Below are 10,429 nucleotides of genomic sequence, written 5' to 3' on the forward strand. Positions count from 1 at the left end.
CGGTCTGGGAAGGCAGCTTCAGCAACCTGTATCAAGACAAAACAAACACGGCCTGGCTGGTGGTCGAGGCGATCATTCCTCAAAACGTCGGTGGCTTCTGGATTCGTGAAGTGGCCGTCTGGACCGACACCGGCGTGTTGTACGCCATCGGCAAATACCCTGAGTCGTTTAAGCCGCTCATTGCCACCGGTGCCGGTCGCGAAATCAACATTCGCACTATCTTCACCACCAGCAATGCCGACAACGTGACGTTGATGCTCGACGGCTCGGTCATTCAGGCGACCCGTGCCTGGGTGAAAGAGTTTGTTGAAGTCGAATTGGCCAGCATCAAAAAGGACTTGTCGGCCGAACATGCAGAAGGCAAAACCCATAACTACCCGCTGACCAATTTCATCGAAACCGACTGGGTCGCCGAGTCGAGCCAGTCGGAATACCTGGCGGAAATTTTCCGCACCTTTGGCCAGTCGGGGGTGTTGGGCAGTCGCCAATACGGTTCTGCCGGTACCGAGTCGTTCAACCGCACGTTCGACGGCGCTTATTCGGCCATCAACCTGCACAACCACCCGAACCTGCTGGCCACTCCGGGGCTGGGTGAAATCGCGGCTATGATCAACGGCCACATGGTCAGGACGCGGCACAACGACTACCGCCTGCGCAGCGCTGCGCCGGGTAACTACCTGGCCATGGTGGACATTGCCCCACCAGCAGCCCCGGCGTCGGTGAATGCGGCGGTCGGCATTCCGGCGAAGGTCGCAGAAATGCGTGAATACTTTCGGGCCTTTGCTGCGCGTGACACGTCGATTCGCGACTATCAGCCCCACTTTCGCTGGAACCTGTCGGTGCTGGAAATCTGGCCGGAGCTGTTGACCGACGAGGTGAACGACACCTTTGAAAGCTTCCGCCATCTGGAGGAAATCAACGGCTATCGCGACCTGTTGTCGCGCACCCTGTTGATGGGCGCCACCGGCTATAGCGGCCGAAATGAAAACGGATCGTTCATCCCCGGCTCAGTACGGCAAGTTTCTAAGACTGGGCGGCCGCAGTACGTGGCCTGGCGCTACCGCATATCGGTCGCAGACGTGGGCAGCGTGGGGGATTACCCCGTTGAAAAACTCGTCACCCCGCTCGATCTGCCGTTACAGCGTTGGCACGCAAACCTGACGGGGCCTCAGGTGGCGACAAGCCGCCGTCAGCGGTGGCGTATCAACCGTGAGCTGTCGGCCGATCCAACCTGGGGCGCGTACAACGAATCCCCAACCATCGACCTACTCGATGAACTGATGGCCAAGGTTCCAGGGCTGAACGGCGCCGGGGCGAACTTGGTCGAGCAGTACACCGACAGCGGCGTGGTGACCAAGCTGACCAAGTGGGACAGCGCCGAGCTGCTGAACGCGGCTTACTACAACCGCCGGTATGGGCACGAGCGTAACGCCAGCGGCCGCACCAAGGGCCTGCGAAGTTACAACGACCCGACGTTGTTCGTTGCGTCCAACACCCGCCCTGAGGTGGCGTCCTTTGTGGCCGATGGCCAAACCTACCGCAACAGCTACGCGATTCCGTTGGAGCTGATTTTGCGTACCCCGCTGGAGGGCTGGAACCCTTACGGCATCGCCACGGTAAATGCCGCGGTCGGCGATGGTGCAACTGCGCAAACCGCCTGGACTGGACGCAGCGATAGCTCTCGGCACTACCTCACGCCGGCCGAGATGTTCTCTGACACGGTGCTAGATCCCGATCCAGCGGATACAGGGGCGAGCCCACGCTGGGTATTGGATAGCGCCGGAACGCCTCGGCTTGTACGTGCCTCGGGCATCTACGCGGTGCTGCCGAAAATCGAGGGTGCCGGCGGGTTGTACCTGCGCTACCCCGTTTATCCGATGTACCACGAAGGGGGCTGGGCGGCAGCAGCGGTCGATGCCCTGGCGGGCGACTGCACCACCAGCTTGGTGAATTTGATGCGCGGCTACATGACGCAAAAAGACTCGATCGCGGAAATGGGTGAGTCGATCCAGGTGCTTAAAAACGAAGTTTCGCAACTTAAACAGAAATAAAGCAGGGGAATCATTATGGGCATGTCGGCACTGCTGGCTGAGGCTACTCGCCTTGTTGCAATGTTTCAGGACAAAGAGAAGAGCATTAAAGACTCCGTGGCCGCTGCGATAAGTGCGGTCCCGGCGATGAACAAGACTTACTACGTGAACGCTATTACTGGCGATGATGCCGCCGGCACGGGCGACAAACTCAAACCGTTTAAAACGGTGGCGAAGGCCGTGAATACCATTCCTTACGGCGGTGGTGGTTACGTCCGGTTGTCTGGTCATGAACATGTGATCGAGAGTTTGATTTTCGTCGCATCCAAGAACCTGACAATTACTGTCGCCGAGGGTGAGACGGTGATGCCCACCCTGCGCAACATTTGCGTGCAGGCAAACGGGGCTGACGGCGCGGGGAATCAGGACAACTCGACCACCGGTTTTATGCTGGACAGTTCCACCGTTGTTTTGGGGAGCGTCCGCATTCGCACAGCCAATTATTCGAAGCCCGAGTCAACGACAAACAACGTCTACACCGGTTTCTTCCGTCGCTATGACCGCCCGATGGGCATGGTTCATGTGACCGGGTGTGAGATCGAGCTGGGCGATACCGCGCTGACTCGTCACACGATCAACGGGCAAACCGGCATTGTCTCGCTGTACTTGAACAAGATCAGCCGCGTGGGTCCGGTGGTTAAGAACACGCCATTAATCGAAACGGCCGGTAGTCCGATTATTTTTGCGGCGCAATCCAATACCTTGCCGGCTGGCGCGAAATGGTCGGGTGACTATTTGACTGGCGTTGTTTTTGACTCCAATGGCGCGACCAGAAGTGTCGTTACTAACGTAAACCTTGTTTAAATCGGTGACTAAAAATGCGGCTTAATTTCACATATGAAGGGCAGTTTTATTCGGCGTTTACCGTCGAGGATGCGTTGACGGTAGGAGTCCCGGTGTTGGTGCTGGCGGGGGCTGCGGCTGAGCAGGTTCAGAAAGGGATTGATGCGGCTGTGGCACAGGCTCGCGCACGCAATGCCACACGCATCGATGGCCAGGATGCAATGTATTTGCTCAAGGCGAACGAAGCCGAGCGCTACATCGCAGCCGGCTCGCCAGCGGATGCCAGCGACTACGTGTTGCTCAAGGCAGAAGCCGAGGCATTGCAGATCACCCCACAAGCGCAGGCAAATCGGGTGATTGAAGCCCGTGATGCCTGGCTGGCAGTGGCGGCTCGCATCGAGGCAGCCCGCATCGGCGGCAAGGCGTCTTTGGCAGAGCTGACCACCGTCGAAGCGGTGGTCGCCGCTGGCGAATTGGTTACCGCCGAGCTGGACGCGATTTAACCCCTGCCCTTGCTCCAAACCCTGGGCCGTAAAAGCGGTCCAGGAGACAAGATCAGCACTTCTCCCTGTAATCCCCGCTCTCACAATCTCCAGTGCTCGCCGATCAGGCGCGCACGCGGCAGCCTGCGCACTGTCATCTCATTCACTGCGCAGGCAAACCCATGGCCGATTATCTCCACGGCGTGCGGGTCATCGAACTCAACGACGGCACCCGCCCCATTCGCACCATCCCCACCGCTGTTATCGGCATGGTTTGCACGGCCGAAGACGCTGATGCCACCGCCTTCCCACTGGACACACCGGTTCTGCTGACTAACGTGCAATCCGCTATTGCCAAGGCCGGTACCAAGGGCACCCTGGCAGCCTCTCTCCAAGCCATCGCCGACCAGACCAAACCCTACGTGATCGTGGTGCGTGTCAAGGAAGGGGCAACCGAAGCAGCAACCACCAGCGCCCTGATCGGTACCACCACCTCAGACGGCAAATACACCGGCATGAAAGCCCTGCTCGCCGCCAAGGCCAAGGTCGGCCTGGTGCCACGCATTCTCGGGGTACCTGGTCTGGACAGCCAACCGGTGGCCAGCGCCCTGGTCGCTATCGGTCAACAATTGCGCGCCTTTAACTACGTCAGCGCCTGGAACTGCAAGACTAAGGAAGAAGCCGTCGCCTACCGCGAAAACTTCGGCGCCCGGGAAGTCATGGTCATCTGGCCGGACTTCCAGAACTGGAACACCACCACCAACGCAACCGCAAAGGCTTCCTCCGTGGCTCGCGCGCTGGGCCTGCGYGCCAAGATCGACCAGGAGGTGGGCTGGCACAAAACGTTGTCCAACGTTGCGGTCAACGGCGTGACCGGCATCAGCGCCGACGTGTTCTGGGATCTGCAAAACCCCGCCACCGATGCCAACTACCTCAACAGTAACGAGGTCACCACCCTGATCAACGAGGGCGGCTTTCGCTTCTGGGGCAGTCGGACGTGCAGCGACGATCCGTTATTCGCTTTCGAGAACTACACCCGTACCGCGCAGATCCTTGCCGACACCATGGCCGAGGCGCAGATGTGGGCTGTGGACAGGCCCATGCATGCCTCTCTGGTGCGCGACATGATCGAGAGCATCAACGCCAAGTTCCGCGAACTGGTCACAGCGGGCTACCTGATTGGCGGGAGCTGCTGGTACCCGGATGACATCAACGACAAAGACAGCCTGAAGGCCGGAAAGCTCGTCCTCGATTACGACTACACGCCGGTACCGCCACTGGAAGATCTGACCCTTCGTCAGCGCATTACCGACCGTTACCTGATCCAGTTCGCCAACAAAGTTAACAGCTAAACCGGGGCTTCCCGTGAGGGGAGTCACCCCGAGTCAGTACACCGGAGAACACCGCCATGGCCATGCCTCGCAAACTCAAAAACATGAACCTGTTCAACGACGGCAATAGCTACCAGGGCGTTGCCAAAAGCGTTACCCCGCCCCCGCTCGGCCGCAAGATGGAAGCCTATCGCGGCGGCGGTATGAACGGCCCGGTCAAGGCGGATCTGGGCTTCTCCGATGACGGCATTCAATTCGAATGGAAGACCGGCGGCCTGGACCTGATCGCGCTGCGTCAGTTCGGCACTGTGAATGCTTCGGGTGTGCAGCTGCGATTCGCCGGTTCGTTTCAGCAGGACGACACCGGTGAAGTCAGCGCCGTGGAAATCGTCGTACGCGGCCGCCACGAAACCATCGAAATGGGCGATGCCCAGCCCGGTGAAGACACCGAACACAGCATCACCACCACATGCACCTACTACAAGCTGATCGTCGATAACGAAGAAATCATCGAGATCGATCTGCTCAACTTCATCGAGAAGGTTAACGGCGTCGACATGCTGGAAAAACAGCGCGCCGCCATCGGCCTTTGATCCGCCCTGCCGTGCTCAATCGAGGACGGCCCACCCTGAAATCTGGAGCCTCCCATGAATCCTGAAGACACCGTAGAAGCATTACCGCCTGTCGATGACAACACCGTCACCCTCGATTCACCGATCAAACGCGGCAAGACCACCATCGACACCCTCACCCTACGCAAACCAGCGTCAGGCGAGCTGCGCGGCGTCCAGCTAGTTGAACTGTTGAACATGGACGTGGCCACTCTGATCAAGATCCTGCCACGCATCACCAGCCCAGGCATTACCGCCCCGGAAGCAGCCGGAATGGACCCGGCCGACCTGCTCGCCTGTGGCAGCAAGATTTCCGGTTTTTTGTTGCAGAGGTCGGTGAAGACGGACGCATCCCTCGTTGCGTAGAGGACGCCATGGCCGACCTGGCTGTGGTTTTTCACTGGGCGCCAGCGGACATGGATCAGTTGGGCCTGCAAGAACTGATGGACTGGCGCGAGCGCGCCAGGGTGCGGAGCTCCACCGATGGCGAATGATCTAAAACTTCAGGTATTGCTCAACGCCATCGACCGGGCGAGCGGTCCACTGAAGGCCATCAACAATGGCAGCATCGGCGCCGCACGCGCCCTCAAGGATGCTCGTGACCGCCTCAAGGAGCTCAACACACAGCAGAAGGATGTCAGCGCCTGGCGTACCCAGCGCGCTGCGGCCGAACAAACCGAGCAAGCTCTCGGTGCCGCCCGCGACAAGGTTCGGGCACTCAGCCAGCAATTCGCTGCCACCGGTGTGCCGACCAAGGCCATGGCCAAAGATTTCCGCACCGCCGTGCGTGAAGCACAGAAACTTAAAGAACAGCACCAGCAGCAGAGTGAACAGCTCCAGACGCTACGCACGAAACTGTACAGCGCCGGCATCAGCACCAAGGACCTCAGCAGCCACGAGCGCCAGCTGCGCGAACAGATCGGCGCCACCAACGCCAGCATCAGCGAACAGGGCAAACGCCTGGTCGCCCTGAACGCGCAACAAAAACGCCTGGCGATCGAACGCAGCAAGATGGAGAAGACCCAGAACCTGGCCGGCAACATGGCCATGAATGGCGCCGCCGGACTGGGGTCGGGTTATGCGGCAAGCCGCCCCATCGCCAAAGCCATTGGCGCCTTTGCGCCGAACGAAGACTCAGCCACACAACTGAAAGTGTCGATGATGGATGGCAATGGCAAGGTCGCTGAGGACTTCCAGAAAATCACTGACCTCGCCACCAAACTGGGCGACCGATTGCCCGGTACCACGGCCGACTTTCAGGAAATGATGACGATGCTCCGGCGCCAAGGTCTCAGCGCCCAGAGCATTCTCGGCGGTACCGGTGAAGCAGCGGCGTACCTGGGTGTGCAATTGCAAATGCCAGTGGCCGAAGCCGCCGAATTCGCGGCCAAGATGCAAGATGCCACCCGCACTTCCGAGAAGGACATGATGGCGTTGATGGATACCATCCAGCGCGGTTTTTACTCGGGCGTTGACCCGACCAACATGCTCCAGGGCTTCAGCAAAATTTCGCCGGTATTGGACACCATCAAAAAATCAGGCATCGATGCGGCCAACGAGCTGGCACCGCTGCTGGTCATGATGGATCAAACAAGTATGGAAGGCGGCGCCGCCGGCAACGCCTTCCGAAAAATCTTCCAGGCTGGGTTGGATAAGGATGGTGTAAAGGACGTCAACAAAATCCTGGAGATCGAAGGCAAAAAAATCCGTTTCAAGTTCACCGACGACAAGGGCAACTTCGCCGGCCTAGAAAACCTGTTTGCCCAGGTCGAAAAGCTTAATACGCTGAACGATGAAGACCGGACCGCGACCATGAAATCGCTGTTCGGCGATGACTCTGAAACGATTACCACCCTGAACACCATGATGAACAAGGGGCTGGCAGGATACAGAGAGATTCAGCAGAAGCTTCAGAACCAGGCCGACCTGCGCAAGCGCGTCAACGAACAGCTCGGCACCCTCACCAATGTCATGGAAGCCGCCGAAGGTAGCTTCACCAATGCCATGGCCGAATTCGGCGCCGCCGTTGCGCCAGATCTGAAAGAGCTGATCAACACCCTGGGCGAAATCGCCAACAAGGTCGGCGCCTGGGCTCGGGAAAATCCACAACTGGCCGGTGGTCTGGTCAAAGTCGTGGCATTGGTGGCCGGTCTGTCGATTATGTTCGGTGGTCTGGCACTGACCTTGGCGAGCCTGCTCGGTCCCTTCGCCGTGGTTCGCTACGGCTTGGCCATGTTCGGTGTGCAGGGTGGCGGCACGCTGAGGATCATGCAGAAGCTGGCCCCAACCCTGACCGGCCTGGCGCGCAACGCTTTCCCCATGCTTGCGCAGGGGATTCGGACGGTGGCCAGTACCCTGGGCGGCGTTCTGCTGACCGCTTTGCGCACTGTAAGCATCGCGCTTTGGGGACTCGCCGCGAACCCGGTGGTACTCGCCATCGCTGCGGTTGTCGCAACGCTCGCCGGTGCGGCGTACCTGATCTATAAAAACTGGGACGCGGTGAAGCTCTATTTCACCAATGCCTGGACCGAAATCAAAGCCGGCTTCAGCGGTGGCATCGGCAGCATCCTCAACACCCTAGCCAACTTCAGCCCGGTCGGCCTGATCTACCAGGCGTTCGCCGGCGTGCTGAGTTACCTGGGCGTGGATTTGCCAAACCGCTTCACCGAGTTCGGCAACATGATCGTCAGCGGTCTGGTCAATGGGCTGTTTGCCGGTATGGGCCAAATCAAAGGCGCCATCACCTCGATCGGCGAATCGACGGTTGGCTGGTTCAAGGAAAAGCTTGGCATCCACAGCCCGTCGCGCGTGTTTGCAGAATTGGGCGGTTTCACCATGGCCGGCCTCACCCAAGGGCTGGAAGGCGGTCAGAGCGGCCCGTTGGGTGCAATGGCCGACATGAGCAAGCAACTCACCACTGCCGGCGCCATGGCGTTGGGCACAGCCTCAATGCCTGGGTTAACGGTCGATACCCGTACCCCGATCAGCAACGCGGGCAGCTCTGTTTATGACAGCCACGACACTTACGAAATCCACATCCCGGCAACGCCTGGGATGGACCCGCAAGCAATCGCCCGTGCCGTGCGCGCAGAGCTCGCCCGCATCGAAAGCGAAAAAGGCGCTCGCAAGCGCAGCAAACTCTCTGACCTGGAGTAAATACCATGATGCTTGCCTTGGGCATGTTCGTGTTCAGCCTCTCCACTGCCGCCTACCAGGAGCTGCAACGTCAAACCGAATGGCGCCACGCCAGCAATAATCGCTTMGGAGCAGCGCCAGCACGGCAGTTTGTCGGGCGCGGTGACGACTCGATCACCCTCCCTGGCGTCATCCTCCCCGAATTGGCTGGTAGTGCTCTCAGCCTCGATGCCGTGCGCCTGATGGCAAATACCGGCAAAGCATGGCCCGTGGTGGAAGGCAGCGGCCGAATCTACGGCCTGTGGGTCATTGAGAGCCTGAGCGAAACCAAAACCATCTTTTTCCGCGACGGCACACCGCGCCGCATCGAATTTTCCATCAGCCTCAAACGCATCGACGATGATCGGATAGACCTGCTCGGTGCCGGTACCAACGCGGGTGTCAGCATCATGAGATCGTTGCTGTGATCGATGCCGCCCTCTCCAGGGTCACAGGCTTTCTGGATGACGCCGTGGAACGTTACCGTCGCGAGGCCGGGTACCCGGTGCCAGCGTTTCGAATTACCGTCGACGGCAACGACATAGCCAAACTGATCAGTCCACGGCTGATGAGCCTGGACCTGACCGACAACCGGGGGATCGAGGCAGACCAACTCAGCCTCACCCTCAGCGATCATGACGGGCTGCTGGCCATCCCACCTAAGGGCGCGGTGATCCACCTTTGGCTTGGCTGGAGCGATACTGGTCTGGTCGATAAGGGCACCTACACGGTCGACGAAACTGAACACAGCGGCGCACCGGATGTGCTGAGTATTCGCGCTCGGTCTGCAGATCTGCGCAAAGGATTAAAAACCAAACGCGAGCGCAGCTGGAGCAACACCACGTTAGGAGATGTCCTGGGGGACATCGCCCAAGGCAACGGCCTGACCGCGACCATTGCCGGCGCCCTGGATGGGTTACCCATCCTGCAACTCGACCAGGCCAACGAATCCGACGCCAATCTGATCAGTCGTGTGGGGGAAGAGTTTGACGCGGTGATCACCGTCAAGGCTGGCTGCCTGCTGTGTATCCCCGCCGGCGGCGGTAAAACCGCCAGCGGCATGGACCTGCCGCACATAACCCTCACCCGCGCTGACGGCGACCAGCACCGCTACTTGCAAGCCGACCGTGACAGCTACGATGGCGTGCGGGCCTACTTCTACGATGTGAACAGCGCCAAGAAACAGGAAGCCATTGCTGGTGGCGGGGAAAATCTCAAGGACTTGCGTCACACCTACAGCGACCGCCAGTCCGCCCTGCGCGCTGCCCGTGCCGAGTTCAATCGCCTGCAACGCGGCAGCGCGACCCTCAGCTATTCCCTGGCCATGGGCCGGCCGGATCTGATCCCGGAATTGACCTACACGCTCCAGGGCGTGAAACAGGAAATCGACGAAATCATTTGGTACGGCGGCAACGTGCAGCACACCCTCAGTGCTGACAGTGGCTACACCGTGAGCCTGGAGCTGGAGAGCAAGTTGCCCGAGGACACGGTTGAGGATCTGGCTGAAGAGAACAAGGGCGTCTTCACGGGAGTCATCGCGTACTACCGCGACAAGAAGACCGGGAAGGAAAAGACGGTGACAGCTGGGGATCAGAGCAAGCCGCGGCGGTTACGGTGGTTGTATGCGAGTGAAAGGACGGCAAAACGAGCGGTTGAACGGGAGCTGAAGCGATTGCAGTCAAGCTAAGTTTACTTATCTTTATTTTTATCTTGGCCGGCGTACATTTCGAACCAGGATGTCGCTCTAAATATCGCGAATACTGCACTAAATATCTGAACCATAGAATACATATAAATAAAATAACCAACAAACCAAGCCACTCGATTCATGACAAATACGACCTCATAATAAAACGATGGCATCCCCTCTACATAAAATGAAGCCGACTTCACTGTTAACGCCACGATTACGGCGACCGCCTGAGTGATAATAAAATGAGCAAAGGCGGAAACAAGAG

At 59.0% G+C, this 10,429-nt stretch carries 11 protein-coding genes; 10 read left to right on the plus strand and 1 reads right to left on the minus strand.

The annotated features are described in order from the left end of the window. The 10 genes from AC1DLB_RS09955 to AC1DLB_RS10000 all read left to right on the plus strand — a co-directional run. The coding region (locus tag AC1DLB_RS09955; protein ID WP_477784944.1) for a phage tail protein at positions 1–2,051 on the plus strand (2,051 nt) is incomplete at its 5' end. A 21-nt stretch (positions 2,052–2,072) separates the two neighbouring features. Further along, positions 2,073–2,894: a hypothetical protein gene (locus tag AC1DLB_RS09960; protein ID WP_477779310.1), complete on the plus strand. Its 822-nt coding sequence runs from the start codon at positions 2,073–2,075 to the stop codon at positions 2,892–2,894. A gap of 14 nt (positions 2,895–2,908) precedes the next feature. Then, a complete protein-coding gene (locus AC1DLB_RS09965; RefSeq protein ID WP_461771641.1) occupies positions 2,909–3,376 on the plus strand; it encodes a hypothetical protein in 468 nt (155 codons plus the stop codon). Positions 3,377–3,537: 161 nt separating this feature from the next. After that, on the plus strand, positions 3,538–4,707 hold the full coding sequence (locus tag AC1DLB_RS09970; RefSeq protein ID WP_477779311.1) for a phage tail sheath protein: 1,170 nt from the start codon (positions 3,538–3,540) through the stop codon (positions 4,705–4,707). 56 nt (positions 4,708–4,763) lie between these two features. Continuing rightward, positions 4,764–5,279, plus strand: coding sequence for a phage major tail tube protein (locus AC1DLB_RS09975; protein ID WP_305426064.1), 516 nt, complete (start codon positions 4,764–4,766; stop codon positions 5,277–5,279). Between the two features lie 54 nt (positions 5,280–5,333). Continuing rightward, entirely contained in the window at positions 5,334–5,663 is a 330-nt protein-coding gene (locus AC1DLB_RS09980) for a phage tail assembly protein (RefSeq protein WP_305426062.1), read from the plus strand. Between the two features lie 8 nt (positions 5,664–5,671). Next, entirely contained in the window at positions 5,672–5,791 is a 120-nt protein-coding gene (locus tag AC1DLB_RS09985; protein WP_041752072.1) for a GpE family phage tail protein, read from the plus strand. Beyond that, positions 5,781–8,453 carry a phage tail tape measure protein gene (locus AC1DLB_RS09990; protein WP_477779312.1) on the plus strand — a complete coding sequence of 891 codons (2,673 nt, stop codon included), beginning with the start codon at positions 5,781–5,783 and terminating at the stop codon, positions 8,451–8,453. Before AC1DLB_RS09985 ends, AC1DLB_RS09990 begins: the two co-directional genes overlap by 11 nt. 5 nt (positions 8,454–8,458) lie before the next feature. Next, entirely contained in the window at positions 8,459–8,899 is a 441-nt protein-coding gene (locus tag AC1DLB_RS09995; protein ID WP_477784945.1) for a phage tail protein, read from the plus strand. Further along, positions 8,896–10,158 (plus strand): phage late control D family protein, encoded by a 1,263-nt coding sequence (locus AC1DLB_RS10000; protein ID WP_477779313.1) that lies wholly within the window; start codon positions 8,896–8,898, stop codon positions 10,156–10,158. Before AC1DLB_RS09995 ends, AC1DLB_RS10000 begins: the two co-directional genes overlap by 4 nt. Before the next feature lie 2 nt (positions 10,159–10,160). Here the strand turns inward: AC1DLB_RS10000 and AC1DLB_RS10005 are convergent. Next, positions 10,161–10,429: hypothetical protein (locus tag AC1DLB_RS10005; RefSeq protein WP_477784946.1), on the minus strand; the 269-nt coding region annotated here is incomplete at its 5' end.

It is taken from the genome of Pseudomonas sp. 05N434 (assembly GCF_056396965.1).

What these genes read in the sequence shown, in the direction of transcription:
- AC1DLB_RS09960 (WP_477779310.1), top strand. Translation starts at nt 2,073, where the DNA reads ATGTCGGCACTGCTGGCTGAGGCTACTCGCCTTGTTGCAATGTTTCAG.
- AC1DLB_RS09965 (WP_461771641.1), top strand. Translation starts at nt 2,909, where the DNA reads ATGCGGCTTAATTTCACATATGAAGGGCAGTTTTATTCGGCGTTTACC.
- AC1DLB_RS09975 (WP_305426064.1), top strand. Translation starts at nt 4,764, where the DNA reads ATGGCCATGCCTCGCAAACTCAAAAACATGAACCTGTTCAACGACGGC.
- AC1DLB_RS09980 (WP_305426062.1), top strand. Translation starts at nt 5,334, where the DNA reads ATGAATCCTGAAGACACCGTAGAAGCATTACCGCCTGTCGATGACAAC.
- AC1DLB_RS09985 (WP_041752072.1), top strand. Translation starts at nt 5,672, where the DNA reads ATGGCCGACCTGGCTGTGGTTTTTCACTGGGCGCCAGCGGACATGGAT.
- AC1DLB_RS09990 (WP_477779312.1), top strand. Translation starts at nt 5,781, where the DNA reads ATGGCGAATGATCTAAAACTTCAGGTATTGCTCAACGCCATCGACCGG.